This window comes from Pseudoxanthomonas sp. GM95 (assembly GCF_900109775.1).
In the GTDB taxonomy this organism is placed as follows: Bacteria; Pseudomonadota; Gammaproteobacteria; order Xanthomonadales; family Xanthomonadaceae; genus Pseudoxanthomonas_A.
In genome coordinates this window covers 551,430-576,599 of sequence record NZ_FOAX01000001.1, presented here as the reverse complement: position 1 = coordinate 576,599, position 25,170 = coordinate 551,430, and the positions used below count along the sequence as shown (strand labels likewise).

Genomic DNA, 25,170 nt, shown 5'->3' with positions numbered 1-25,170 from the left:
CCGGCTATCATTTGCACATGACCACGCTGTTCATCTCAGACCTGCACCTGGACGCCACGCGTCCGGCCATCACCACCCTGTTCCTGGACTTCCTCCAGCGCGAGGCCATGGGCGCCGACGCGCTCTACATCCTGGGCGACCTGTTCGAGGCCTGGGTGGGCGATGACGACCCGTCCGACCTGGCCACGGCCGTGGCCAAAGGCATCCGCGCGGTCAGCGATGCCGGCGTGCCGGTGTTCTTCATCCGCGGCAACCGTGATTTCCTGCTGGGCACCGATTACGCCCAGCGCTGCGGCATGCGGATCCTGCCCGACCCGGCGGTGGTGGTGCTGTACGGCACACCGACCCTGATCGGTCACGGCGATGCGCTGTGCACCTCCGATGCGGCCTACCAGGCCGTGCGCGCGCAGACCCGCGACCCGGCGTGGCAGGCCTACATGCTGTCCCAGCCGCTGGTCGCACGCCTCGCCTTTGCCGCGCAGGCGCGTGCCGCCAGCGCCGCGCACCAGGGCGGGATGAAGGGCGACAACGCCACCTTCGAGACCCTCACCGACGTGACCCCGGCCGAGGTCGAAGCGCTGTTCGTGCGCTACGGCATCGACCGCCTGATCCACGGCCACACCCATCGCCCCGCCGTGCACGAACTCACCGCAGGCGGCAAAGCCTGCACCCGCATCGTGCTGGGCGACTGGTATGAACAGGGCTCGGTGCTGCGCGTGACCCCGGAAGGCTTCGACCTGCAGTCGCTGCCGTTGGGCTGAAGCGGGGACCAGAATCGCGACTTTTGATGATCACAAGCATCAGCGCTCAATCGATGCGTTGAGGAGCAGGCAAAAATGAAGAAGCTCCCTTGGGCTCTTTTAGCCATTAGCGCTGCTTTCAATCTTTATTTGATCTACCTGCTATTGGATTCTTCGTTATCGCTTGATGACTCAAGGTCAAGCATCACGTTTCTCGAAGAACGTGGCGAACTTACGCGGGAGATTCTCAAGAAATACTGGGTCGGGAAGCCCGCAGATGAGGTTGGCCTGCTGGCGGAAGAAATGTCCCCAAAAGGTGTCGTCTGCAAGAAGACTGAGGAAGGCTCTTTTGAAATTGGAGAGCTGAAGTTCGTGATCAAAAATGGCGTTGTTGCCAAGGTCGAGTACTTCTGACTGCACAAGACAGTGCAAGCTCATGCCATTGCATCCTAGCGCTACCCGAGCAGCATTTAGATCTTTCACCTGCTCAGCCACCTACAGTTGCGAGCCTCTTCATCAGCGATGAAGCTTTGTCAGTTTTATGAGCCATCGCTGCTGAAGCAGCTTCTACGACAGCGGCTCAGCCTGCAGCCGGGCGCGGCGGTTCCAGCGCATGCAGCGCGTCGATTTCTTCCTGGTCAAAGCCGGCGAGCAGTCGCGCCTCGATGTTGAACGGGCCGCGCAGATAAGGGCCGGCGTACTCGCGCAGCAGCGCAAGGAACTTCGATCGCGGCTCCACACCTTCGCGCGCGCAATACCAGCGATACCAGCGCGAGCCGGCGGCGACGTGCGCCACTTCCTCGCGCAGGATCACCTCCAGCACGTCTACCGTCTCGGTATCGCCCAGCGCGGTGAGCTTGTCGATCATCGCCGGGGTCACGTCCAGGCCGCGCGCCTCCAGCACGCGCGGTACCAGCGCCATGCGCGCCAGGCCGTCGTGCGCGGTCTTCTCGCACATGTCCCACAGGCCGTTGTGCGCGTTGAAGTCACCGTAGTCGTAGCCCAACGCCTGCAGGCGCGTGCGCAGCAGGACGAAGTGGCGCGACTCATCGTGCGCGCAGCTGATCCAGTCGGTCTGGTACGGCGCCGGCGCATCACGGAAGCGATAGACCGCATCCCAGGCCAGGTCGATCGCGTTGAGTTCGATGTGCGCGATGGCGTGGATGAAGGCCGCGCGGCCTTCCACGCTGCCCAGGCCGCGCTTGCGCAGCTCGCGCTGGTGGACCAGGCGCGGCTGCTCCGGCCGGCCCGGCATCCGGATCGGTTCGGGTGGCGGCGCATCGGCAGGCAGGTCGAGTTCGCCGCGCGCGAACGCAGCGGCGTAGCGCTGGGTCAGCGCGACTTTCTCGGCGGTATCGGCGGCGGCCAGGCACTGGCGCGCGGCTTCGTATACGGACGTCATGGCGTCAATCGGCACCGCGCCCGCGCTCACTCGGTGGCGAAGGAGATGTCGCTGACCGCCTGACCCGGCGCCAGCGCGGCGACCTGCGCGTGCAGCTGGCCGGTCAGCGCGAAATGCGCGGCCAGCTCGGCCGGCTCCAGGTTGTCGGTTTCCAGCAGGCCGCCCAGCGGCAGCGGCACGCGCAGCGCCAGCACCTGGCCGGCCGCCGGCAGGCCGCCTTCCCGGATGCGCGGCGCGACCAGATCGAAACGGAACGCGTCGGCCACGAAATCGGCGTTGCCCAGCTGCGCGAGGAACTCGGGCACGTCGTCGGCGACTTTCTGCAGCAGCCCCTGCGCGCAGTCGAGCAGGTAGATGCCGTCATCGCCGACCAACTGCACGAAGGCATCGCCGGCCAGGGTCAGCATCAGCGGCTGCACGCCCTCGCCGGTCAGCCAGTGCCAGTCGGCCAGCAGTGTGTCGCGCCCGGCCTCGCCCAGCGCGACGGACAGCTCATCGAGCGTGATCGCCATGACGCGCGCGGATCAGACCGCGCGGCGCTTGAGCTTGGCCTGGTCCGAGCGCGACTGCTGGATGCGCTCGAAGTAGCCCGGATCGATGCCGGTCACGTAGTGGCCATCGAAGCAGGAGGAATCGAACTTCTCCAGGTTGCGATTGCCCTCGCGCACGGCCGCTTCCATGTCGGCGATGTCCTGGTAGACCAGCCAGTCCACGCCCAGGAACTTCTCGATCTCTTCCTCGCTGCGGGCGTTGGCGACCAGCTCCTCCACCGCCGGCATGTCGATGCCGTAGATGTTGGGATAGCGCACCGGCGGCGCGGCCGAGGCCAGGTACACCTTGCGCGCGCCGGCGTCGCGGGCCATCTGCACGATCTGCTGGCTGGTGGTGCCGCGCACGATCGAGTCGTCCACCAGCAGCACCACGCGGTTGCGGAATTCCAGGTTGATCGGGTTGAGCTTGCGGCGCACCGATTTCACGCGTTCGCCCTGGCCGGGCATGATGAAGGTGCGACCGACGTAGCGGTTCTTGATGAAGCCCTCGCGGTACTTCACGCCCAGCACGTTGGAGATTTCCAGCGCCGCGTCGCGTGAGGTATCCGGGATCGGGATGATCGTGTCGATGTCGTGGTCCGGGCGCAGGCGCAGGATCTTCTCGCCCAGCTTGATGCCCATGCGCATGCGCGCCTTGTGCACCGAGACGTTGTCGATCATCGAGTCGGGACGGGCGAAATACACGTATTCGAAGATGCACGGCGCGTGCTGCTGCGGCTCGGCGCACTGCTGGGCGAACAGCTCGCCGCGTGCGGTGATCACGATGCCCTCGCCCGGGGCCACGTCGCGGATGCGGGTGAAGCCCAGGATGTCCAGCGCGGCCGATTCGGAAGCGACGATGTATTCGGTGCCTTCGTTGTGCTCGCGCTTGCCCAGCACCAGCGGACGGATGCCATGCGGGTCGCGGAAGGCCACCAGGCCCAGGCCCAGCACCACGCTGACCACCGCATAGCCGCCCTTGCAGCGGCGGTGCACGCCGGCCACGGCGCGCAGGGCAGCCTCCGGCGAGAGCGTGCGCTGGGTGTCCAGCTCGTGGGCGAACACGTTCAGCAGCACTTCGCTGTCCGAGTCGGTGTTGATGTTGCGGCGATCCTGGGCGAACACGTCCTGGCGCAGCGCCTCGGTGTTGATCAGGTTGCCGTTGTGCGCCAGGGCGATGCCGTAGGGCGAGTTGACGTAGAACGGCTGGGCCTCGTCCATGCCTTCCGAACCGGCGGTCGGGTAGCGGCAATGGGCGATGCCCACGCGGCCTTCCAGCACGCTCATGGCCTTGGCGCTGAACACGTCGCGCACCAGGCCGTTGTCCTTGTGCACGCGCAGGCGCGTGCCATCGGCGGTGGCGATGCCCGCGGCATCCTGGCCCCGGTGCTGCAGCACCGTCAGGCCGTCATAGAGCTGACCGGCAACGTTCTGGTTGCCGACGATTCCGACGATGCCGCACATGGCGTTTCTCCGCTGTTTTCGCTGCGAGTGTTGCGTGGCTTAGAGCGGCCGTTCCTGGCCTGGTTGAGGTGCCACGACCCGTGCCGGGTCGCTTTCGTTGGGGCGCACTTTCGCCGGGTCGCCCTGTGGCGTGGCCGGGTCGTTCAGGGGCTTGGGCAGTCCGTTGGAGGAGGCTCCGCCGGCCTTGCCCAGTGCGTCGGACACCGTTTGCCCGAGTTGCGGCAGCTGTGCGGCTGCCTGCTGGAAGCTGTCGTTGAGGGCGCCATTATCGCCCGACACGGGCAGTTTGGTGACATCCATGTTGCGAAGCTGGTCCAGGTTCATGTCCCGCATGCCGGGCATCGACGGCATCTGCGGCATGGAAAAGTCCGGCAGCTGGGCGCGCATCCAGGCCGCGCCGGGTTCGATCACCGGCAGGATGTGGGACTGGCGCCAGCCGGCTTCGCCGGTCAGCGGGGTGAAGGACATCAGCAGGGTCAGCACGCAGGCGAAGAACGCGCCGCGCACCAGCCCCAGCCCGCCACCGGCCAGCCGGTCCACGCCGGACAGGCGCGTGTTGCGCACCGAGGCCTTGATGACCATGCCGATCAGGGCGACCACGATCATCACCCCGACGAAAGTCAGCGCGTAGCCGCCCAGGTAATCGGTCATGCCCGGGCGGGCGCCGCCGGCGAATCTGGTCGCTGCGTCGCCGCCGAACATGAAGGCGGCCCAGCCCGCCAGCAGCCAGGACAGGGTGCCGACGATGATCCCGACGAAGCCGCGCAGCAGCCCCAGCAGGGTGGACACCACGATCACGGTGCCCAGGACCAGGTCGATCATGCGCGGCGCGGCCGGGCGTGAATGAGGTTGGACGGGGGCATGGCGGTCATCGGTTCTCCTTCCCTGGACGAACGACGGGGCTTACGGATGCGGGCGCACGATCCCGGTCAGACCATTGCGCGCAGCCACCTGGGCCTTGAGCTGGTCGGCCTCGGCACGGGTGGAGACAGGCCCCACGCGCACCCGGAACAGGCGGCCGCTGTCGGTGGACACCGGCTCGACGAACGAGCTGAAGCCGTTGCCACGCAGCTTGTCGCGCAGCGCGTTGGCGTCGGTTTCCTTGCCGAACGCGCCGACCTGCAGGGCGAAGCCCACCCCGGTCGCGGCCGGCTTGGGCACCGCGGCCACCGGCGGCTTGGCCGGTTCGGCGGCCGGCTTGGGCGCGGCCGGGGTCGGCGCAGGCTTGGGCGCTTCGGGCTTGGGCGGCGCGGCGGCCGGCGGGGCCTGGGTGGCCAGCTGGGCGGCGTCGGGATTCGGCGCTGCCGCAGCCGGTGCGGCGGCAGCGGCGGCCGGCACGTCGGTGGTGGCGTCGAGCGAGATCACTTCAGCCTTCACGTCGCTGCGCACCTTGAGCGCGGCGATGCGGGCGATTTCGGCCTGCGACTGGTTGGCATACGGCCCCACGCGCACGCGCCAGGCCGGCTTGCCGCCGATGGTGGCGTCCTGGCGGAAGGCGTCCAGCCCGGACTGGCGCAGGCGGTCGATGACGATATCGGCATCGGCGGTGCTGGCGTAGGCGCCGAAGCTCACCGCGTAATCGCCGCCGGCCGTGACCAGGGGCAGGCCCTGGGCGTTGGTCGCCGCAGGCGCGGGCGGTGCATCGGCCGGGGCCAGGGTTTCGGTCGCCGGCTTGGGCTGGCCAGCTTGCGCGGGCATGCCGGTGGCGCCATTGGCGCCGGGCTGGCCCGGGGTCACCAGCGGCAGTTCGCGCGTCTCGAACTGGCCGTCCGGCGCGTTGGGCACATCGGTGGAGACATCGGCCACGCCGCTGTCGCTGGCCGGGCCCTTGACCAGCATGGGCAGGAAAATGACGGCCAGCGCCACGAGGACGATGGCGCCGATGATGCGGTTTCTCAAAGCGGTATCCATCGTCGTGGGCGACGGTGTCAGATGAAGAAGTTGCGAATTATAAGCGCGGTCCCCGTCCCGCTCCCCTCATCGGGCTGAATCCAGGATCGCCAGCGCTTCGGCCACGGTGTGGAAGGAGCCGAAGACCAGCACGCGCTCACCGGGTTTGGCCTGCGCGAGGGCAGCATCCAGCGCCTGCGCAACGGTCTCGAACTGCGAGCCTTGCGCGGCTTCAGTGTCCGCCAGCGCGCCCGCCAGCGCCGCGGCGGTCTGCCCGCGCGGCGTGCCCGGCTCCAGCCCGGCCAGCGACCAGTGTGTAATCTTCCCGGCCAGCGCATCGGCCACGCCGGCCACATCCTTGTCGGCCAGCGCGGCGAAGACCGCATGGGTCGGCATCGGCTGGCGATCCAGGAAGGCCGCCAGCTCGCGCGCGGCCTGCGGGTTGTGGGCCACGTCCACGCGGATCTCCACGCCGCCGCGCTCGAAGCGCTGCAGGCGCCCGGGCAGCTGCGCGCGCGCAATGCCGGCGGCGAAGACCGACGACGGCAGTTCATCCGGCAGCGCGCGCACGGCGGCCACGGCCGTGGCGGCATTGGCGCGCTGGGCCGGCGCGTCCAGCAGCGGGGCGGGCAGCAGAAGCTCGGTGCCGACCTCGCGCCAGCGCCACTGGCCGGCGCCGTCTTCGACCGGCTCATGGAAGAAATCGTTGCCCAGCTGGATCACCCCGGCGCCGATGGCATAGGCGTGGGCCAGCACGCTGGAGGGCGCGGTGACCTCGCCCAGCACCAGCGGCTTCCAGGCCCGCGCGATGCCGACCTTCTCCTTGCCGATGCTCTCGCGGTCCGGGCCGAGCCAGTCGGTGTGGTCGATGTCCACGGTGGTGATCACCGCCACGTCCGGATCGACCAGGTTGACCGCGTCCAGGCGCCCGCCCAGGCCCACTTCCAGGATCACCAGGTCCAGCCCGGCCCGCTGGAACAGCCACAGCGCAGCCAGCGTGCCGTATTCGAAATAGGTCAGCGGGATCTCGCCGCGCGCCGCGTCCACGGCCTCGAAACCGGCCATCAGCGCCGCGTCATCGGCCTCGACGCCGTCGATGCGCACGCGCTCGTTGTAGCGCAGCAGGTGCGGCGAGGTGTAGGCGCCGACCTTCCAGCCGCCGGCGCGGGCGATGGCCTCGATGAAGGCCACGGTCGAGCCCTTGCCGTTGGTGCCGCCGACGGTAACGACCTGGCGGGCCGAGCGCTCCAGTCCGAGCCGTTCGGCAACCGCGCGCACGCGGTCCAGCCCCAGTTCGATCGTGCTGGGGTGCTGGGCCTGGATGAAATCGAGCCAGGCGGACAGGGTCGTGGGACGGGACATCGGCGGGGACTGCACGAGCGAGGGGCACATATTGTGGACGCACCCCAGGCCGGGCGACATCCCGGGCGACGCGGAAGCGCCCGGGCGAATCCGTCAAATCGTTCAGGCCGTGCGCTGGCGCCCGATCGCCGGATCGCTGCGGCTGGGTTTGCCGGTTTCCAGGTGGCCGGCCAGGCGGCGCTTGAACGGAGTGCCGGGCTGCGAAACCTGCAGGTCGTACCAGTGGTCGCTGGCGGCCAGCGCGAACGTCAGTCGCTCGGTCTTGCCCGCGCCGAGGGCCACCGTGCGCGGCGTGGGATCGCCGTAGTCCAGCGCGCTGACCTGCAGCGTGGCCGGCTGCGCACCCGGATTGTGCAGGGCGAGCAGCAGCTGGTCGCCGCTGGCGGTGGCGACGACCTCGGGCACGCCCTGCCCCGCACCCGTGGCGCCTTCGAACTCGCGCAGGAAGCCGTTCGGCCCGTGCACCGCCAGCGCATAGGCGCCGGCCGGCAAGCCATGCGGCGCATCCTCGACCCGGCTGTGCGGCATCACCGTGTAGTACCAGGGGCCGGCCTCGCTGCCGTAGGCGTAGACGTTGAACACCGCCGCCGCATCGCCGTCGTTGACCAGGGTCAGGCGCAAGCCGTCAGCGCCGTGGTGCGCGTGCACCTGCAGCGCGTACGGCAACGCGCGCGCCGCGCGCTGGCCCGGCTCCTGTCTGGGCTGCTGCGGATGCGCCGGCACCACCGGCAGCGGCAGCTTGGCACTGGTGGCCATGCGTTCCAGGTAATCGGCCGTGGATGGCAACGCCATCAGCGCCGAGTCGTCCGGCGTGCGGAAGTCGAACACCGTGGTCAGGTCGCCGGTCACCGCACGACGCCACGGCGTGATGTTCGGCTCGGCCACGCCGAAGCGCTGCTCCAGCAGGCGCAGCACCGAGGTGTGGTCGAACACCTGCGAGTTCACCCAGCCGCCGCGCGTCCACGGCGACACCACCGTCAATGGCACGCGCACGCCCACGCCCACCGGCACGCCGCGATAGGACTCGCCGGCCACGTCCACCTGGCTCACGCCCATCGTCGCGTCCAGCGCCGGCAGCGGTGCGGGCATGTGGTCGAAGAAGCCGTCGTTCTCGTCGTAATTGATGATCACGCACGACTTGCCCCACACCTCGGGCTTGGCGGTCAGCGCATCGATCAGGCGCGACACCAGCGACTCGCCGTGCGCCGGCGTGGCTTCGGGATGCTCGCTGTACGGATACGGCGCGACGATCCATGACACCTGCGGCAAGGTGCCGGCCTGCACGTCAGCCGCGAACGCATCAACCAGATGCTGCGCGGTGCTCTGCTTGGCGTTGTCCGCGGTGGAACCTTCAACGATCGAACGCCCGCGCTTGTACAACTCACTGCTGGTGTCCATGTTGCGGAAGCGCGCGAACGAAGAAAGCGGGTTGTCGCCGTAGTTGTCGAACTCCTGATACACGCGCCAGTCGACGCCCGCGTCCTGCAGGCGTTCGGCATAGGTGGTCCATTCCATGCCGACGAAGCCCGGCTTGTCGCGCGTCATGTCCGCGGTCCAGTTGCCGTCGTCGGCGTTGTCGATCGACTGAGCGTTGAAGTTGCCCACCGTCATGCCGCTGGTGCCGCTGAAGAAGAACATGCGGTTCGGGTTGGTCGGCCCATGCAGCGAGCAGTAATAGCCATCGCACACGGTGAAGGCGTCGGCCAGCGCGTGGTAGTACGGAATGTCGACGCGACTGAAATGGCCCATCGCCATCTCGCTCTTGTACGGCACCCAGCTGTCGTATTCCTGCCAGCGCTTTGGGTCCTGCCCGTGACCGCCTTTCCACGAATGATCCAGGCTGGCGATCATCGGCGCGCGCGTGGTGTGTGTGTCCATCGCGAACGGCAGTCGCGTGCTGCCATCACCGGCCGGCTGCTTCCACACCGCATCGCCGTTGCGCAACTTGAGCGGGCGCGGATCGTCGAAGCCGCGCACGCCGCGCAGCGTGCCGAAGTAGTGATCGAACGAGCGGTTCTCCTGCATCACGATGATGAAATGCTCCACGTCCTGCAGCGTGCCGCTGCGCCCGGTGGCCGGCAGCGTGAGCGCGCGCGCGATGGACGCCGGCATCACGCCTGCAGCAGACAGCGCGGCCACGCGCGCAAGGAATTCTCGACGGGACAGCGTGGACATGCGCGATGGATCCTGGTGCGGGGATGAAAGACAACGCACCGGTATAAGACCGCCGCGCGTCAGATTGAAGACAGTGTGCGCGCAGTCGCGATGTCATCGGAACTTCATCTGACGTTGCCACGCTGCGCGCCGACGCGGCCCGTTGTTGCCGCCTCTTCCCTCCCCTTGCACCAGGTCACCCCCATGTTGAAATCCCTGCCCTGCCTGCGCCCGACGGCGCTTGCGATCGCGCTTGCCTGTGCGTTCCCGGATTTGGCCCATGCGGCCGACACGCCGGCCGTTGCGACCGTCGATGCCGATCCGGCCGTTGCCGAAGCCAGCGATGCCAAGCAGCTCGATTCGGTCTCCGTCGTCGCCCCGGGCGTGACCCGCCAGGTGCAGCGCGTCAGCCAGCAGGACATCGAGCGCCTCACGCCCGGCAGCAGCCCGCTGAAGGCCATCGACAAGCTGCCCGGCGTGCAGTTCCAGTCGGCCGACGCCACCGGCGCCTACGAATGGGCCACCGCGATCTACCTGCACGGTTTCGACCAGAGCCGCCTGGGCTTCACCCTGGATGGCGTGCCGCTGGGCAACATGAGCTACGGCGTCACCAACGGCCTGTCGATCACCCGCGCGATCCAGTCCGAGAACATTGGTTCGGTTGAACTGGCGCAGGGCGCCGGCGCCCTGGGCACCGCGTCCAACAGCAACCTCGGCGGCACGCTGCAGTTCTACTCGGCCGATCCGTCCAGCGAATTCGGCGCGCGCGTCAGCCAGACCTTCGGCTCGGACAGCGCCAAGCGCACCTTCGTGCGCGTGGATACCGGCGATTTCAACGGCTTCTCCGCCTATGCGTCTTACGCGTCCTCAGACATGGACAAGTGGAAGGGCGACGGCATCCAGAAGTACGAGCAGTTCAACACCAAGGCCGTCTACGCCTGGGGCGATGGCAACCGCATCAGTCTGTTCGTGGACAAGTCGCGCCGCAAGGAACAGGACTACATGGACCTGTCGCTGGTCAGCCAGAAGGCGCTGGGCTGGAACTGGGACTACCTGACCCCGGATTGGGCCACCGCCTCGCAGATGGCCAACGCCTACCAGACCACCGGCGCCTATGCCGGCGTGGCCAACGGCTATCCGACCTCGCTGGCGGCACTGCCCGACGATTACGACTGGCTGGACTCGACCTATTACTGGGGTGCGGGCCTGCGTGACGACACCCTGGCCTCGCTGGCCGGCAGCTTCAACCTGGGCGGCGCGGCCACGCTGGATGTGACCGGCTATTACCACGGCAATCGCGGCGAAGGTCAGTGGATCACCCCGTACGTGCCCTCGGTAACCGAGTCGCTGTCGATGCGCACCACCGACTACGGCCTGGATCGCTTCGGCGCGACCGGCGCGCTGAAGTTCACCGTCGGCATCCACGACATCGAGATCGGCGGCTGGGCCGAGAACAGCCAGAACACGCAGGAGCGCAACTACTTCCTGCTGGATGCGCCGCTCACCACGGTCTACAACTTCTATGACGTGGGCACGCCGTTCCTGCGCCAGTTCCTGCAGAAGTACCAGACCAACACGCGCATGGCCTACGTGCAGGACACGATGCACCTGATGGACGAGCGCCTGACGGTCAACTTCGGCGCCAAGGCGATCAGCACCGAAACCACCGCGCGCTCGCTGGTGGCCAGCAGCTCGTATGCGCAGGGCAGCATCAAGGCCGATGACAGCTTCCTGCCGCAGGTCGGCGCCAGCTACAAGCTGGACGAGGCGCAGGACGTGTACGCGTCCTACAGCAAGAACATGGCCGCGTTCGATTACAGCCCGTTCGCCACCGGCCAGGTCACCTTCGACAGCCTGCGCTCCACGCTCAAGCCCGAGGAATCGCAGACCCTGCAGCTGGGTTATCGCGTCCACGGCGACCAGATCGAAGCCTCGGCCGGCGTCTACTACACCCAGTTCAAGAACCGCCTGCTGACCACCTCACCGTGCAGCGCGATCCAGACCTGCTCGGCGATCCTGAGCAACGTCGGCGACGTGGAAAGCACCGGCGTGGACCTGGCCGTGATCTGGAAGCCGATCGACGGCCTGAGCTGGCTCAACACCGTCTCGCTGGACCGCTCCAAGTACCAGGACGACTACCTCAACAACGGCGTGGTCGAGACCAGCGGCAAGTACGTGGTCGGCATCCCGTCGGTGATGGTGTCCTCCAGCCTCAACTACCGCCTGGACGGCTGGAAGTTCGGCCTGGACGGTAAGTACACCGGCCGTCGCTACATCACCTACCTCAACGACTCGCGCGTGCCGGCTTACACGGTGTTCAACGTCAGCGCCGGGTATGACTTCGGCCAGGTAGGCTTCCTGTCCAACGTCGGTGTGTCGCTGAACATCACCAACCTGGCGGACAAGCGGTACTTCGCCACCACCGGCACCAACGGCTATGTCGCCGCCGACCCGGACGGCTACAACCAGACCCTGATGGCCGGCGCGCCGCGCCAGGCGTTCTTCACCCTCGACGCCAGCTTCTGATCCACCGGCCCGGCCGGCCCTCAAGGGCCGGCCGGCGCCCGGATCGTGTCAGGTGAAACGGTTTCGAACGCCCCGGCGCTTATAATCCGCGTCCTCTTCAGGTTTGGGTTCTCTCGCACCATGGCGGACACGATGAAGGCGCTGGTCAAGCGCGAAGCAGGCAAGGGCATCTGGATGGAACAGGTGGCCAAGCCGGTGCCAGGCCCGAACGAGGTGCTGGTCAAGCTGGAAAAGACCGCGATCTGCGGCACCGACCTGCACATCTACCTGTGGGACGAGTGGAGCCAGCGCACCATCAAGCCCGGCCTGACCATCGGCCATGAATTCGTCGGCCGCATCGCCGAGCTGGGCTCGGCCGTAACCGGCTACCAGGTCGGCCAACGCGTCTCGGCCGAAGGCCACATCGTCTGCGGCCATTGCCGTAATTGCCGTGGCGGCCGCCCGCACCTGTGCCCGAATACCGTCGGCATCGGCGTCAACGTCAACGGCGCCTTCGCCGAATACATGGTGATGCCGGCCAGCAACCTGTGGCCGATCCCCGACCAGATCCCGAGTGAGCTGGCCGCGTTCTTCGATCCCTACGGCAATGCAGCGCACTGCGCGCTGGAGTTCGACGTGATCGGCGAGGACGTGTTGATCACCGGCGCCGGCCCGATCGGCATCATCGCCGCAGGCATCTGCAAGCACATCGGCGCGCGCAACGTGGTGGTCACCGACGTCAACGATTTCCGCCTCAAGCTCGCCGCCGACATGGGCGCCACGCGCGTGGTCAACGTCGCCAACACCTCGCTCAAGGACGTGATGGCCGACCTGCACATGGAAGGCTTCGATGTGGGCCTGGAGATGAGCGGCAATCCGCGCGCCTTCAACGACATGCTCGACTGCATGTATCACGGCGGCAAGATCGCGATGCTCGGCATCATGCCGCGCGGCGCCGGCGCGGATTGGGACAAGATCATCTTCAAGGGCCTCACCGTGCAGGGCATCTACGGCCGCAAGATGTACGAGACCTGGTACAAGATGACGCAGCTTGTTCTAAGCGGTTTCCCGCTCGGCAAGGTGCTCACCCACCAGCTGCCGATCGACGAGTTCCAGAAGGGTTTCGACCTGATGGAAGAAGGCAAGGCCGGCAAGGTCGTGCTGAGCTGGAACTAAAAACTCCAGTGAGCTGACAACAAAGGCGCCGCGAGGCGCTTTTGCTATTTGCAGCGCCAGACAACGGCGTTGTTGCCGAGGGAAACGCGTAAGCGACCGCACCGAATCAGTGCGACGTTCCAAACCCCAAAAACACACAAGGCGCCTTGCGGCGCCCTGTGCTTGATTCACCCCACCTGCGCCTTAGTTGGCGACGGTGATGCTCACCACGAAGCGGCTGTCGGCGATGTCGCCGTAGGCATCGCGGCCGTCGCCGTCGGTGCCGATGTAGGCCGCCGTCAGCGTTGCCGGGCCGAACGACTTGGCCAGGCTCACCGAGAAATCCTTGTAGTCGCGACCGACGTTGCCATCGGCGAATTCGGTCACGCCACCGGTGGCGGCGATGGTGAAGTCGTTCGGCAGGCCCCAGCTCACGCCACCCTGGTAGTACCAGCTGTCGGTGTCGGACTTGAACACGTCGTTGGTGTAGGCCACCAGCGCGGTGAAGTGCTCGGCGAAGGTCGCCTTGCCGATGTATTCGTTGTAGTTGCCCGAGCCGGCGCCCGGATAGTTGTAGCGGTTGACCATGAAATCGAGGTTGAGCCACGAGGCCGCATCGATGTTGTAGCCGACGAAGGTATCCACTTCGTAATCCGGATCACCTGCGCCGAAGTCCACGTTCGACGCCCACACGCCGGCATAGATACCGATCGGGGTGGTGTAGGTCAGGCCGGGCTGGAAGGCCGGACCGATATCGGTCTGCGACAGGCCGCGGAAGCGGTAGTCGGTGGTCGCGGTCAGCGACCAGGCCCAGGGCGATTCGGCTTCTTCGGTGGCTTCCTGGGCGAAGGAGACCATCGGCAGACCGGCCAGGGCAACAATCAGGGCATAGTGCAACTTCGTGGACTTCATCGGACTCTCCTGCATGGGTGGGGTACGGAGACTTGCCTGCTTCAGCCACCGCGCGTCTTGCGACGCGCTGCGTGGTTTTACTAATTCTTAACCACCCCGATATTGCGTTGCGGCAACTCCTGCCGTCAACCCCACGCCAAAATTACATTTGCAACCGTCATTGCCCCTCGAAAACGCCAAAAAATGCCGGCTGCAACAACACCGGTTGGCCCGGCTGCGGCACCTGCGCACTGGCCGGCAATTCCAGTTCCAACGGCGTGCCATCGCCCAGCTGCACATGCAGGCGCAGCCGCGGCCCACTGCGCTGCACGCTGGACACCGTCGCCGACCAACCCGCCTGGCCCGCTTCGACCAGGCGTAGATCCTGCGGACGCACGAACAGCGACACCGGGCCGTCTGGCGCGCGGCTCCCCGCCGGCACCTCCAACTGTAAACCCTGCACCTGTAGCTGCCCGCCCGCCTTGGTGCCGGCCACGCGATTGGCTTCGCCAACGAAGCCGTACACGAACGGCGACGCCGGCTGGTCGTAGACCTGCGCGGGCGTGCCGACCTGCTCGATCCGGCCCTTGCTCAGGATCGCCACGCGGTCGGCCAGTTCCAGCGCTTCTTCCTGGTCGTGGGTGACGAACACGGTGGTGACGCCGGTGGCTTCATGCACCTGGCGCAACCAGCGGCGCAGATCGCGGCGCACCTGCGCATCGAGCGCGCCGAAGGGTTCGTCCAGCAGCAGCACCTTCGGCTCGATCGCCAGCGCGCGCGCCAGGGCGACACGCTGGCGCTGGCCGCCGGAAAGCTGAGCCGGATAGCGCTGGCCCAGCCCTTCCAGCTGCACCAGCGAGAGCAACTCCTGCACGCGCGCGTTGATCCTGGCTTTCGGCCAGCGCGCCTGGCCACGGCGCACCTTGAGGCCGAAGGCGATGTTCTCGTCCACGCGCATGTGCTTGAACAGCGCGTAGTGCTGGAACACGAAGCCCACCCCACGCTGCTGCACCGGCAGCGCGGTCGCATCGATGCCGTCGAACAGCACGCGGCCCCCGTCGGCATGTTCCAGCCCGGCGATCACGCGCAGCAGCGTGGTCTTGCCCGAGCCCGAAGGGCCCAGCAAGGCCAGCAGTTCGCCCGGACGGATATCCAGGCTGATGTCATCCAGCGCGGTGAAGGCGCCGAAGCGCTTGCCCAGATGTTCGACGGTGATGCCCATGCGAATCAGGAATCCTTGCAGCGTGTGGTCAGTGTCGGTGGCTGGCGGCGAGCGCCTCGCCGTGGCGCCATTCCAGCCAGGTCTTGAGCACCAGGGTGACCAGCGCGCTCAGCGCCAGCAGCGAGGCAGCGGCGAAAGCCGCACTGTAGGCGTATTCGTTGTAGAGGATTTCCACGTGCAGCGGCAACGTGTTGGTGCGCCCGCGGATATGGCCGGACACCACCGACACCGCGCCGAACTCGCCCATCGACCGCGCGCTGCACAACAGCACGCCGTACAGCAGCGCCCAGCGGATGTTGGGCACGGTCACGCGCCAGAAGGTCTGCCAGCCGTTGGCGCCCAGGCTCAGCGCGGCCAACTCCTCGTCGCTGCCCTGCTGCTCCATCAGCGGCATCAGTTCGCGGGCGATGAAGGGAAAGGTCACGAAGGTCGTGGCCAGCACGATGCCCGGCAGCGCGAACACGATCTTGGGCAGCTGGATCAGCGTGTCGCCCAGCAGCGGCAGGTCCACGCGCCAGCCGTGGTCGATCAGCGGCCAGGCCCAGCCCTGCGCGCCGAAGATCAGCACGAACACCAGCCCCGCCACCACTGGCGACACCGCGAACGGCAAGTCGACCAGGCTGACCAGAATGCGTTTGCCGCGGAACTCGTGCTTGCTCACCGCCCAGGCCGCGGCCACGCCGAAGATCAGGTTCAGCGGCACCACGATCGCGGTGACCACGAAAGTCAGGCGGATCGCGGCCAGCGCGTCCGGATCACGGATGGCTTTCAGGAAGGCGTCCAGGCCGCCGCGCAGCGCTTCGCTGAAAACCAGCACCAGCGGCAGCAGCAGGAACGACAGCAGGAACAGCAACGCCAGCACGACCAGCGTCCATTTCATCCACGCAGGTTCCGTGGTCGGTGCACGCGGATGGGACACGCGCGGCAGCGTCACGGCGGCCATCAGACCAGCGCCTTCATGCCGCGACGCTGCAGGCGCGCCTGCAGCGTGTTGATGATCAGCAAGAGCACGAAGGACAGCAGCAGCATCGCCGCGGCGATCGCGGTGGCGCCGGCGTAGTCGAATTCTTCCAGCTTGATCGTGATCAGCAGCGGCGCGATCTCCGACACGCCCGGCAGGTTGCCGGCGATGAAGATCACCGAGCCGTATTCGCCCACGCCACGCGCGAACGCCAACGCAAAGCCCGACAGCACCGCCGGCCATACCGACGGCAGCACCACCGAGACCACCGTGCGCAGGCGGCTGGCGCCCAGGCTGGCGGCGGCCTCTTCCAGCTCTTTTTCCGCCTCGGCCAGCACCGGCTGGACCACGCGCACCACGAACGGCAGGCCGATGAAGACCAGCGCCACGGTGATGCCCAGCGGCGTGTAGGCGACCTTGATGCCGGCGCCTTCCAGCCACTGCCCGATCCAGCCCGTCGGGCCGTAGAGCTGGGTCAATGCAATGCCGGCCACGGCCGTGGGCAGGGCGAACGGCAGGTCGATCATCGCGTCGAACAGGCGCTTGCCCGGGAAGTCATAACGCACGAACACCCACGCCACCAGCGTGCCCGCCACCGCGTTGAACGCGGCCGCTGCCAATGCAGTGCCGAAGCTGATGCGCAGCGCAGCCAGCACGCGCGGATCGGTCCACACCGCCCACAGTCCGTGCCAGCCCAGGCCCGCCGATTTGATGAAAACGCCGGCCAGCGGCAACAACACGATCAGCCCGAGCCACAACAACGTTGTGCCCAGGCTGAGGCCGAAGCCGGGGATCACCCGCCTTCGGCGCACACGCGGCGCGGTGACGCTGGCCGTGCTCAACGCTTCTTGCCTGCCAGCATCTTGTCGAACTCACCGCCATCGGCGAAGTGCGTGGCCTGCGCCTTGGCCCAGCCACCGAAGGCCTCATCGATCGTCACCAGCTTCACTTTCGGGAAGCGCGCGATGTCGGCCGGATCGGCGAACTCGGGATGACGCGGGCGGTAGTAGTTGTGCGCGATGATCTTCTGCGCCTCGGGTGTGTAGAGGAAATCCAGGAACGCCTGCGCCTCGGCACGCGTGCCGTGCTTGTCGACGTTCTTGTCCACCAGCGCCACCGGCGGCTCGGCCAGGATCGACAGCTTGGGCACGACGATGTCGAACTTGTCCGGGCCCAGTTCTTCCTGCGACAGGAAGGCCTCGTTCTCCCAGGCCAGCAGCACGTCACCGATGCCACGCTGGACGAAGGTGGTCGTGGCGCCGCGGGCGCCGGTGTCGAGCACCGGCACGTTGTTGTACAGCGCGGTCACCATGCGCCGGGTCTTGGCTTCATCGCCCTTGAAGATGTACTGGCCGTAGGCCCACGCCGCCAGGTAATTCCAGCGGGCGCCACCGGAGGTTTTGGGGTTCGGCGTGATCACCGCCACGCCCGGCTTGAGCAGGTCCGGCCAGTCCTTGATCTTCTTCGGATTGCCCTTGCGCACCAGGAACACGATCGTCGAGGTGTACGGCGTGCTGTTGTCGGGCAGGCGTTTCTGCCAGTCGGCCGGCAGCAGCTTGGCCTTGTCGGCGATGGAGTCGATGTCGTAAGCCAGCGCCAGGGTGACGATGTCCGCTTCGAGCCCGTCGATCACCGCGCGCGCCTGCTTGCCCGAGCCGCCGTGCGAGGACTCCACCTGGATCGGCGCGCCGTGCTTGGCCTGCCATTCCTTGGAGAACTCGGCGCTGAGGTTGCGGTACAGCTCGCGGGTGGGATCGTAGGAGACGTTGAGCAGCTGCTTCTGCTGCGCGGTCGCGCCGGCGGCGATGGTGAGCACGCAGGCCGCCATCGCAGCCGCGAAAACCTGGCGCAGACGGCGGAATCGAGTTGTCGACATGGCAAACCTCGTGGGCGGGGGCGGCAGGGCCGCGTTCAGGGAACGTCATGCTGCACAGGCATGAGTGTGCCGCGAAATGATGAAACCGTGCGACCTTATCGCCAACAGGAATCAGGCGGATGACCATAACGGCATCGCCGGAGCCGCCGCGTAAAATGGCGGCCCGTTCAGCTGCCCCAGGCCTTCGCCCGATGACCGACGCCCGCCCCGCCCTGACCCACCGCTACGCCGAGGAACTGGAGGGCATCCGCGATGCCGGGCTGTTCAAGTCCGAGCGCATCATCACCGGCCCGCAGTCGGCGGAAATCACGCTGGAAGACGGCCGCACGGTGCTGAATTTCTGCGCCAACAACTACCTGGGCCTGGCCGACCATCCGGACATCATCGCCTCGGCGAAGGCGGCGCTGGATACGCACGGCTTCGGCATGGCCTCGGTGCGCTTCATCTGCGGCACCCAGGACCTGCACAAGCAGCTGGAAGCCAAGATCGCGCAGTTCTTCGGCAAGCAGGACACGATCCTGTACGCGGCCTGCTTCGACGCCAACGGCGGCCTGTTCGAGCCGCTGCTGGGCGAGGACGACGCGATCATCTCCGACAGCCTCAACCACGCTTCGATCATCGACGGCGTGCGCCTGTGCAAGGCCAAGCGCTTCCGCTACGCCAACTGCGACATGGCCGATCTGGAAGCACAGCTGCAGGCGGCCGATGCGGCCGGCTGCAAGACCAAGTTGATCACCACCGATGGCGTGTTCTCGATGGACGGCTTCATCGCACCGCTGGATGAAATCACAGCGCTCGCGCAGAAGTACGGCGCGCTGGTGCACATCGACGAATGCCATGCCACCGGCTTCCTCGGCGACACCGGCCGCGGCTCGGCCGAGGTGAAGGGCGTGCTGGACAGGATCGACATCATCACCGGCACCCTGGGCAAGGCGATGGGCGGCGCGCTGGGCGGCTTCACCACCGCCAGCGCCGAGGTGATCGAGCTGCTGCGCCAGCGCTCGCGTCCGTACCTGTTCTCCAACTCGTTGCCGCCGCACGTGGTGGCCGCCGGCATCACCGCGTTCGACATGCTCGACGCCGCCGGCGACCTGCGCACGCAGCTCAAGGAGAACACCGCCTACTTTCGCGAAAAGATGACCGCCGCAGGTTTCGACGTGAAGCCCGGCGTGCACCCGATCAGCCCGGTAATGCTCTACGACGCGCCGCTGGCCCAACGCTTCGCCCAGCGCCTGCTGGAAGAAGGCATCTACGCGATCGGATTCTTCTTCCCGGTCGTGCCCAAGGGCCAGGCGCGCATCCGCACCCAGATCAGCGCCGCCCATACCCGTGCGCACTTGGACCAGGCCATCGATGCATTCACCCGCATCGGCCACGAGCTGGGCGTGTTGAAGGGCTAAGCCTTTCCGATGCGGACCGTCCTGCGTCGTCGCCTGTTGCTGGCCGCACAGACCGACGCGCAGGCGCAGCTCAAGGATGGGATCTGGACCACGCGCTGCCTGCATTGCCGGCGCGTGCTGCAGCTCCGCGCCGATGGCGAACCGCTGGGCCTTGTGACGCTGGAGCATGTGGTGCCGCAGAGCTGGTTTGGACTGATGCCAGCGCAGCTATTGACCTCGCGCGTGGGCGACGACGCGGACGATCCACGCAATCTGGCCCTGGCCTGCGCGGCGTGCAATCACGGCAAAGGCAGGCGCCATGACGCGCATGGGCCGCTCGACACGCGCGCCGTCGAAGTCGTCACGGCACTGCTGGCGACGCGTCTTTCGCGCTGGCGCGCGCCGCCTAGCCCGTAGCTGAAGGCGGCGCCAACGCGCGCACTTCGTCCGGCGTCAGGTCGCGCCACGTGCCTTTCGCCAACTCGCCCAACGGCAGCTCGCCGATCGCCACGCGCACCAGGCGTAGCGTGGCCAGGCTGTAAGCCTCCAGCAGCCGGCGGATCTGGCGGTTGCGGCCCTCGTCCAGGGTGATTTCCAGCCACGCATTGCGCGCACCACTGCGCAGCAGCGTCGCGCGTGCGGCGCGCAGGTGTTCGCCCTCGACCGAAGTGCCCTGCTCCAACTGCTGCAGCAGCGCCGGATCGGGGATCGCATCGACCTGGACGTGGTAGGTCTTCGAAGGACCCGTCGCGGGATCGGTGATGGTCGCGGCCCAGACCGGATCGTTGCTCATCAACAACAGGCCTTCGCTGGCCTTGTCCAGGCGCCCGACCGGCGCAAGCCAGGGCAAGCCGGCCCCATCGAAGCAGCGATAGATCGTGTCACGCCCCCGCTCGTCGGCCGCAGTCGTGACCAGGCCGCGCGGCTTGTTGAGCATCAGGTAGCGGCGCGGCGCGGCGGCATCGGCCAAGCCATCGACTTCGATACACGAGCGCCCGGCAATCGTCGGAAATTCGGGATCCAGCACCACGCGACCATCGACGCGGACGCGGCCGATCGCGATCCAGCGCGCGGCCTCCGTACGCGAGCACAGCCCCAGCTTGGACAGCGCACGCGCAAGCCCGTGCCGGGGCGCGCTCACGGGAGCCGGCTTACGGACCGTCATGTCGGATCGTCAGGACATCGGCCGACACGCAGGTCGGCCACGGATTACTTCTTCGGTGCCGGCTCGGCCACGGCCGGCGTTGCGGCCGGAGTGGTCGTCGCCTCACCCGGCGCGGCCGGTGCAGCAGCGGCGGGCTTGGCCTTGACCACGCGCACGCCACGCGACTTCATCCACGCGTCGAACTCGTCGGCGGTCATGCGCTTGCCGCCCTGGTTCATGTCGAACCGCCAGGGCGAATTGTCGAACTGGGTTTTGGGCTTGTAGCCGGCCGGATCATTGGCCTTCAGTGCCGGGGCCGCCATCGCCAGCTCGCGGCAACCATCGACCTTCAAGCGCAGCAGCACGCGGTCCACCGACTGCGCTTCGTCATACGACTGGGCCAGCACGCCGCTGGGCGCGCCCAAGCGCGTGGTGTTGGCGAACAACTCCACCGCAACCGGCGGCAGGATGGTGGCGCGCTGCGGGATCGGCTGCGGGCTGACGCCAGTGCAGTTCTGGGCCTGCTGGGCGTGTGCAAACGGAGCAACGGCGAGCAGGGACAGCACCGCAAGAGAGGTCGCGCGCATGGAAGAGGCATCGCCTGAAAAAGAGTTGCGCGAGTGTAGGCAAGCGACCCGCCCGCGATCAACCGTTACGCGATGTTTTTGGCGCAAATGACTGAAATAAAAGACTGAATACGCATCAAGTGCATTGTCGTGCCTGCGCGGACCGCTCAAAAGAAAAGCCCGGCGCGAGGCCGGGCTTTTCCTGAGTCCGAAGGAGGCTACGGCAAGCCGCAGCGTTCCCCGCGAACGGCCAGATTAGTTCTGGACGTTCAGCTCGGTGCGACGGTTCTTCGCACGGCCTTCGGCAGTCTCGTTGGTGTCGATCGGACGGCTCTCGCCGTAGCCAACCGGACCCTGCAGACGCGAAGCCGACACGCCGTTGCTGGTCAGGTAGTCGTACACGGCCTTGGCGCGACGCTCCGACAGCTTCTGGTTGTAGGCGTCGGTACCGACGGAGTCGGTGTGACCGGCGACTTCAACCTTCAGGTCGGGGTAACGGTTCAGGATCTGGGTGGCTTCAGACAGGATCGCCACGGCGTCCGGACGCAGGGTCGCCTTGTCGAAGTCGAAGTTCACACCCTTCAGGTCGATGGTGACCGGAGCCGGGCAGCCGTCCGGACCGATGGTCTGGCCAGCCTGCGAACCGGGGCACTTGTCGTCGCAGTTGTTGACGCCGTCACCGTCGTCATCCAGATCGGCGCAGGTCTGTGCCGGCGGCGGCGGCGGCGGCGGAGCAACCGGCGCAGCCTTGGTGCCCAGCGGGATCACGACGCCGACCGAGGCCAGCACGTCACCGAAGTACGACTCGTCCGGAGCGCGAACGCTCTGGTCGTTGAAGTCAGCGCGGTAGGCGACTTCGGCGCGCACGGCGACCTTGCTTTCGAAGGTGGTCTGCAGACCGACGCCGACCTTGGCGGCGAAGTTGCCGTCCTTGCTCTCACCCGGAGAGTTCGGGCTCGGGAACGCGTCGAACTCTTCTTCCGAGCGCTGGTAGCCCAGGCCCATCAGCACGTACGGGTTCCAGCCACGGCCTTCGGCGATGAAGTGGCGACGCAGGTCGAACGAGATGCCGTACTGCGACCAGTTCAGGCCGTCTTCCGGATCCATTTGCGGGTTCTGGTAGTTCAGTTCACCGTCGAGCGACCAGTTCGGGCTGATGAACTTGCCCAGGCCGATCGAGGCAAACGGCGCGTCGTCCGTGTTGCGATCGCTGTCCTGCATGTTGTAGCCAACAGCACCGGTGAGGTACCAACGGTCATCAAACTCCTGAGCCGAAGCGGCCTGCGCCACGCTCAGTCCGGCCAGCATTGCGGCACAGAGAAGTTTCTTGTTCATTTGCGACTCCTTGAGAATCAGGGTTTTGAAAACCGTTTGCGTGGGAGCGGGGACATCCCCGGCCTTAACTGCATTCAGTCGAATGTTTGATCAGCGGTCAGGCCGTCAACACCGGCGCAGATTATGCAGGGGGTCGTGAAGACCACGTTAACAGCAGCCTAACAACTTGGCCGGCGTTCCTGCTCTGTGCGGGGCACGTTATACGGGCGCGAAAGCGCACGCGGTGTGAAATCGGCGCGCGGGAGTTGTATCCAAATCGTTCATTGGCTGCCGTTCAGCGCATCGCAAACTGGCAGTAGCGCGCGTTGCGCTTGCTGCCCCGACGGCTTTACGGCAATGTGCGCGCACCTTCCGTACGCAAGCGTATTGAGATGCCCAGCTCCGATCTGCGCCAGGCCTCGACCGACCTCACCTCGCCCTACCCGCATCTGTTAAAGCCGCTCGATCTGGGCTTCACCACCCTGCGCAACCGGGTGTTGATGGGGTCCATGCACACCGGCCTGGAGGATCGCGCCGCGGACTTCCCCAAACTGGCGGCCTACGTGGCCGAGCGGGCCGAGGGCGAAGTCGGGTTGATCGTCACCGGCGGGTTCGCGCCCAACCTGGTCGGCTGGCTCAAGCCGTTCGGTGGCAAGTTGTCCTGGCCGTGGGAAGTGCGCCCGCACCGCGCGGTGACCGCCGCGGCGCATGCGCACGGGGCGAAGATCTGCGCCCAGCTGCTGCACGCCGGCCGCTACGCCTACCACTCGCTGTCAGTGGCGCCCTCGAAGCTGAAGGCGCCGATCAACCCCTTCACCCCGCGTGCCCTCAGTGCGCGCGGGGTCGAACGCCAGATCGATGCCTACGCCCACGCCGCACGCCTGGCGCGCGAGGCAGGCTACGACGGCGTCGAGGTGATGGGCTCGGAGGGTTACCTGATCAATCAATTCACCGCTGCGCGCACCAACCAGCGTAGCGATGCGTGGGGCGGCGATGCCGCGCGGCGGATGCGCTTTGCGGTGGAGATCGTGCGCCGCGTGCGTGAAGCCTGCGGGCCGGACTTCATCGTGATCTACCGCCTGTCGCTGGTGGATCTGGTCGAAGGCGGCAACGCGTGGCCGGAGATCGCTGCCCAGGCACGCGCGGTGGAAGCCGCCGGCGCCACGCTGATCAACTCGGGCATCGGCTGGCATGAAGCGCGCATTCCGACCATCGTCACCTCGGTGCCACGCGCCGCCTTTGCTGATGTCACCGCCAAGCTCAAGGGCGAAGTGCGCGTGCCGGTGATCGCGACCAACCGCATCAACATGCCGCAGGTGGCCGAGGACATCCTGGCCGGCGGCAAGGCCGACATGGTGTCGTTGGCGCGGCCGCTATTGGCCGATCCGCAGTGGGTGCGCAAGGCACGCACGAATCAGGCCACGCGCATCAATACCTGCATCGCCTGCAACCAGGCCTGCCTGGACCACGTGTTCCAGAACAAGCGCGCCAGCTGCCTGGTCAATCCGCGCGCCTGTGCGGAAACCGAACTGGTGTATCGCAAGACCGCGGCGCCACGTCGCATCGCCGTGGTCGGCGCAGGCCCGGCGGGCCTGGCCTGCGCCACGGTCGCCGCCGAGCGCGGCCATCAGGTGACGCTGTTCGAAGGCAGCGGCGAGATCGGCGGACAGTTCAACTACGCCAAGCGCATTCCCGGCAAGGAAGAATTCCACGAAACGCTGCGCTACTTCCGCCAGCGCATCGACGACACCGGCGTGACCCTGTGCCTCTCCACGCAGGTCGATGCGCAGGCGTTGCGGAATTTCGATGAGGTCGTGCTCGCCACCGGCATCACGCCGCGCCAGGTGGACTTCGCCGGCGCCGATCATTCCAAGGTTGTGAACTATGTCGACGTGCTCTCCGGCCGCGTGGTGCCGGGCAAGCGCGTCGCACTGATCGGTGCCGGCGGCATCGGCTTCGATGTCGCCGAATTCCTCGTGCAGGAAGGCGCTTCGCCCAGCCTCGATCCGCAGCGCTGGATGCGCGAATGGGGCGTCGACACAAGTTTCGAATCACCAGGCAGCCTCACCAAGCCGCAGCCCGAAGCGCCGGCACGCGAGGTCTGGTTGCTGCAGCGCTCGCCCGGCCGGCCCGGTGCAAAACTCGGCAAGACTTCGGGCTGGGTGCACCGCGCCACGCTCAAGGCCAAGCAGGTGCGCATGCTTGGCGGTGTCGAATATCTCGGCGTCGATGATGAAGGCCTGCACGTGCGCATCGAGGCGAGCACGCAGACCTTGCCCGTGGACACGATCGTGATCTGTGCGGGTCAGGAACCACGCCGCGAACTGTTCGATGCGCTCAAGAAAGCAGGCATCAATGCACATCTGATTGGCGGTGCCGATGTCGCGGCAGAACTCGATGCAAAGCGTGCGATCGATCAAGCCAGCAGGCTCGCCGCCACGCTGTGAAATCGCGCGATGCGTGCTGCAAAGCGGCATCGCGGATCGCCTGTCATGAGACGCTGGCTTGCCTAGTCAGCAGCGTGAATGCAAGCGTCGATATTCAGGTGACGTTTTGAATTCGGCCCGTACCTTGCGCCAACTTTCCGACCCGCCGCCCAGTTCAGGCGGGTTCTT

General features: G+C 66.9%; 22 protein-coding genes. 7 read left to right on the top strand and 15 right to left on the bottom strand.

The features are described from left to right. Positions 1-17: 17 nt before the first annotated feature. Positions 18-761: a UDP-2,3-diacylglucosamine diphosphatase gene (gene lpxH, locus BMZ17_RS02695; protein ID WP_093135247.1), complete on the top strand. Its 744-nt coding sequence runs from the start codon at positions 18-20 to the stop codon at positions 759-761. A gap of 75 nt (positions 762-836) precedes the next feature. Continuing rightward, positions 837-1,154 (top strand): hypothetical protein, encoded by a 318-nt coding sequence (locus tag BMZ17_RS02690; RefSeq protein ID WP_093135244.1) that lies wholly within the window; start codon positions 837-839, stop codon positions 1,152-1,154. Between the two features lie 166 nt (positions 1,155-1,320). On the opposite strand, the gene BMZ17_RS02685 is transcribed toward BMZ17_RS02690, so the two are convergent. The 7 genes from BMZ17_RS02685 to BMZ17_RS02655 all read right to left on the bottom strand — a co-directional run bounded on the left by BMZ17_RS02685 (position 1,321) and on the right by BMZ17_RS02655 (position 9,563). Further along, a complete protein-coding gene (locus BMZ17_RS02685) occupies positions 1,321-2,142 on the bottom strand; it encodes a ferritin-like domain-containing protein (protein WP_093138003.1) in 822 nt (273 codons plus the stop codon). A 26-nt stretch (positions 2,143-2,168) separates the two neighbouring features. Continuing rightward, positions 2,169-2,654: a T6SS immunity protein Tdi1 domain-containing protein gene (locus BMZ17_RS02680; protein ID WP_093135241.1), complete on the bottom strand. Its 486-nt coding sequence runs from the start codon at positions 2,652-2,654 to the stop codon at positions 2,169-2,171. 12 nt (positions 2,655-2,666) lie between these two features. Continuing rightward, on the bottom strand, positions 2,667-4,136 hold the full coding sequence (gene purF / locus BMZ17_RS02675) for an amidophosphoribosyltransferase (RefSeq protein ID WP_093135236.1): 1,470 nt from the start codon (positions 4,134-4,136) through the stop codon (positions 2,667-2,669). A gap of 39 nt (positions 4,137-4,175) precedes the next feature. Further along, on the bottom strand, positions 4,176-4,958 hold the full coding sequence (locus tag BMZ17_RS02670) for a CvpA family protein (protein WP_093135232.1): 783 nt from the start codon (positions 4,956-4,958) through the stop codon (positions 4,176-4,178). Between the two features lie 81 nt (positions 4,959-5,039). Then, entirely contained in the window at positions 5,040-6,047 is a 1,008-nt protein-coding gene (locus BMZ17_RS02665) for an SPOR domain-containing protein (protein ID WP_093135227.1), read from the bottom strand. 66 nt (positions 6,048-6,113) lie between these two features. Further along, on the bottom strand, positions 6,114-7,388 hold the full coding sequence (gene folC / locus BMZ17_RS02660; RefSeq protein ID WP_093135223.1) for a bifunctional tetrahydrofolate synthase/dihydrofolate synthase: 1,275 nt from the start codon (positions 7,386-7,388) through the stop codon (positions 6,114-6,116). 102 nt (positions 7,389-7,490) lie between these two features. Then, a complete protein-coding gene (locus tag BMZ17_RS02655) occupies positions 7,491-9,563 on the bottom strand; it encodes a phosphocholine-specific phospholipase C (RefSeq protein WP_093135219.1) in 2,073 nt (690 codons plus the stop codon). A 183-nt stretch (positions 9,564-9,746) separates the two neighbouring features. Here BMZ17_RS02655 and BMZ17_RS02650 point away from each other — a divergent pair, with 183 nt between their 5' ends. Both BMZ17_RS02650 and tdh read left to right on the top strand, forming a co-directional pair. Next, entirely contained in the window at positions 9,747-12,068 is a 2,322-nt protein-coding gene (locus BMZ17_RS02650; RefSeq protein WP_093135215.1) for a TonB-dependent receptor family protein, read from the top strand. 120 nt (positions 12,069-12,188) lie between these two features. After that, a complete protein-coding gene (tdh, locus tag BMZ17_RS02645) occupies positions 12,189-13,223 on the top strand; it encodes an L-threonine 3-dehydrogenase (protein ID WP_175485455.1) in 1,035 nt (344 codons plus the stop codon). A gap of 183 nt (positions 13,224-13,406) precedes the next feature. On the opposite strand, the gene BMZ17_RS02640 is transcribed toward tdh, so the two are convergent. From BMZ17_RS02640 to BMZ17_RS02620, 5 genes are all read right to left on the bottom strand, one after another. After that, positions 13,407-14,114, bottom strand: coding sequence for a TorF family putative porin (locus BMZ17_RS02640; RefSeq protein ID WP_093135211.1), 708 nt, complete (start codon positions 14,112-14,114; stop codon positions 13,407-13,409). Positions 14,115-14,271: 157 nt separating this feature from the next. Then, the gene (locus tag BMZ17_RS02635; protein ID WP_093135207.1) at positions 14,272-15,315 is read right to left on the bottom strand and encodes a sulfate/molybdate ABC transporter ATP-binding protein; all 1,044 of its coding nucleotides are present in this window, start codon (positions 15,313-15,315) and stop codon (positions 14,272-14,274) included. Between the two features lie 28 nt (positions 15,316-15,343). Further along, positions 15,344-16,258: a sulfate ABC transporter permease subunit CysW gene (gene cysW / locus BMZ17_RS02630; protein WP_093135204.1), complete on the bottom strand. Its 915-nt coding sequence runs from the start codon at positions 16,256-16,258 to the stop codon at positions 15,344-15,346. Continuing rightward, a complete protein-coding gene (gene cysT / locus BMZ17_RS02625; RefSeq protein WP_093135199.1) occupies positions 16,258-17,118 on the bottom strand; it encodes a sulfate ABC transporter permease subunit CysT in 861 nt (286 codons plus the stop codon). Before cysT ends, cysW begins: the two co-directional genes overlap by 1 nt. After that, a complete protein-coding gene (locus BMZ17_RS02620) occupies positions 17,115-18,152 on the bottom strand; it encodes a sulfate ABC transporter substrate-binding protein (protein WP_093135195.1) in 1,038 nt (345 codons plus the stop codon). Before BMZ17_RS02620 ends, cysT begins: the two co-directional genes overlap by 4 nt. Positions 18,153-18,343: 191 nt before the next feature. On the opposite strand from BMZ17_RS02620, the gene kbl reads away from it, so the two are divergent. Together kbl and BMZ17_RS02610 are read left to right on the top strand one after the other, a co-directional pair. Then, entirely contained in the window at positions 18,344-19,552 is a 1,209-nt protein-coding gene (kbl, locus tag BMZ17_RS02615; RefSeq protein ID WP_093135192.1) for a glycine C-acetyltransferase, read from the top strand. A gap of 9 nt (positions 19,553-19,561) precedes the next feature. Then, positions 19,562-19,948 (top strand): HNH endonuclease, encoded by a 387-nt coding sequence (locus BMZ17_RS02610; protein ID WP_093135188.1) that lies wholly within the window; start codon positions 19,562-19,564, stop codon positions 19,946-19,948. Here BMZ17_RS02610 and BMZ17_RS02605 read toward each other — a convergent pair. The 3 genes from BMZ17_RS02605 to BMZ17_RS02595 form a co-directional block, all read right to left on the bottom strand. Continuing rightward, complete coding sequence (locus BMZ17_RS02605) at positions 19,938-20,696, bottom strand: pseudouridine synthase (RefSeq protein ID WP_093135183.1); 759 nt, start codon at positions 20,694-20,696, stop codon at positions 19,938-19,940. The two genes, BMZ17_RS02610 and BMZ17_RS02605, sit on opposite strands and share 11 nt — an antisense overlap. 44 nt (positions 20,697-20,740) lie before the next feature. Next, a complete protein-coding gene (locus BMZ17_RS02600) occupies positions 20,741-21,262 on the bottom strand; it encodes a hypothetical protein (RefSeq protein ID WP_093135179.1) in 522 nt (173 codons plus the stop codon). Positions 21,263-21,496: 234 nt separating this feature from the next. Beyond that, the gene (locus tag BMZ17_RS02595) at positions 21,497-22,576 is read right to left on the bottom strand and encodes an OmpA family protein (RefSeq protein WP_093135175.1); all 1,080 of its coding nucleotides are present in this window, start codon (positions 22,574-22,576) and stop codon (positions 21,497-21,499) included. A 371-nt stretch (positions 22,577-22,947) separates the two neighbouring features. On the opposite strand from BMZ17_RS02595, the gene BMZ17_RS02590 reads away from it, so the two are divergent. Continuing rightward, the gene (locus tag BMZ17_RS02590) at positions 22,948-25,002 is read left to right on the top strand and encodes an NADPH-dependent 2,4-dienoyl-CoA reductase (protein WP_093135172.1); all 2,055 of its coding nucleotides are present in this window, start codon (positions 22,948-22,950) and stop codon (positions 25,000-25,002) included. Positions 25,003-25,170 lie beyond the last annotated feature (168 nt).

Coding starts and splice junctions, on each gene's coding strand:
- lpxH (WP_093135247.1), top strand. CDS start 18: ATGACCACGCTGTTCATCTCAGACCTGCACCTGGACGCCACGCGTCCG.
- BMZ17_RS02690 (WP_093135244.1), top strand. CDS start 837: ATGAAGAAGCTCCCTTGGGCTCTTTTAGCCATTAGCGCTGCTTTCAAT.
- BMZ17_RS02685 (WP_093138003.1), bottom strand. CDS start 2,142: ATGACGTCCGTATACGAAGCCGCGCGCCAGTGCCTGGCCGCCGCCGAT.
- BMZ17_RS02680 (WP_093135241.1), bottom strand. CDS start 2,654: ATGGCGATCACGCTCGATGAGCTGTCCGTCGCGCTGGGCGAGGCCGGG.
- purF (WP_093135236.1), bottom strand. CDS start 4,136: ATGTGCGGCATCGTCGGAATCGTCGGCAACCAGAACGTTGCCGGTCAG.
- BMZ17_RS02670 (WP_093135232.1), bottom strand. CDS start 4,958: ATGATCGACCTGGTCCTGGGCACCGTGATCGTGGTGTCCACCCTGCTG.
- BMZ17_RS02665 (WP_093135227.1), bottom strand. CDS start 6,047: ATGGATACCGCTTTGAGAAACCGCATCATCGGCGCCATCGTCCTCGTG.
- folC (WP_093135223.1), bottom strand. CDS start 7,388: ATGTCCCGTCCCACGACCCTGTCCGCCTGGCTCGATTTCATCCAGGCC.
- BMZ17_RS02655 (WP_093135219.1), bottom strand. CDS start 9,563: ATGTCCACGCTGTCCCGTCGAGAATTCCTTGCGCGCGTGGCCGCGCTG.
- BMZ17_RS02650 (WP_093135215.1), top strand. CDS start 9,747: ATGTTGAAATCCCTGCCCTGCCTGCGCCCGACGGCGCTTGCGATCGCG.
- tdh (WP_175485455.1), top strand. CDS start 12,189: ATGGCGGACACGATGAAGGCGCTGGTCAAGCGCGAAGCAGGCAAGGGC.
- BMZ17_RS02640 (WP_093135211.1), bottom strand. CDS start 14,114: ATGAAGTCCACGAAGTTGCACTATGCCCTGATTGTTGCCCTGGCCGGT.
- BMZ17_RS02635 (WP_093135207.1), bottom strand. CDS start 15,315: ATGGGCATCACCGTCGAACATCTGGGCAAGCGCTTCGGCGCCTTCACC.
- cysW (WP_093135204.1), bottom strand. CDS start 16,258: ATGGCCGCCGTGACGCTGCCGCGCGTGTCCCATCCGCGTGCACCGACC.
- BMZ17_RS02620 (WP_093135195.1), bottom strand. CDS start 18,152: ATGTCGACAACTCGATTCCGCCGTCTGCGCCAGGTTTTCGCGGCTGCG.
- kbl (WP_093135192.1), top strand. CDS start 18,344: ATGACCGACGCCCGCCCCGCCCTGACCCACCGCTACGCCGAGGAACTG.
- BMZ17_RS02610 (WP_093135188.1), top strand. CDS start 19,562: ATGCGGACCGTCCTGCGTCGTCGCCTGTTGCTGGCCGCACAGACCGAC.
- BMZ17_RS02605 (WP_093135183.1), bottom strand. CDS start 20,696: ATGACGGTCCGTAAGCCGGCTCCCGTGAGCGCGCCCCGGCACGGGCTT.
- BMZ17_RS02600 (WP_093135179.1), bottom strand. CDS start 21,262: ATGCGCGCGACCTCTCTTGCGGTGCTGTCCCTGCTCGCCGTTGCTCCG.
- BMZ17_RS02595 (WP_093135175.1), bottom strand. CDS start 22,576: ATGAACAAGAAACTTCTCTGTGCCGCAATGCTGGCCGGACTGAGCGTG.
- BMZ17_RS02590 (WP_093135172.1), top strand. CDS start 22,948: ATGCCCAGCTCCGATCTGCGCCAGGCCTCGACCGACCTCACCTCGCCC.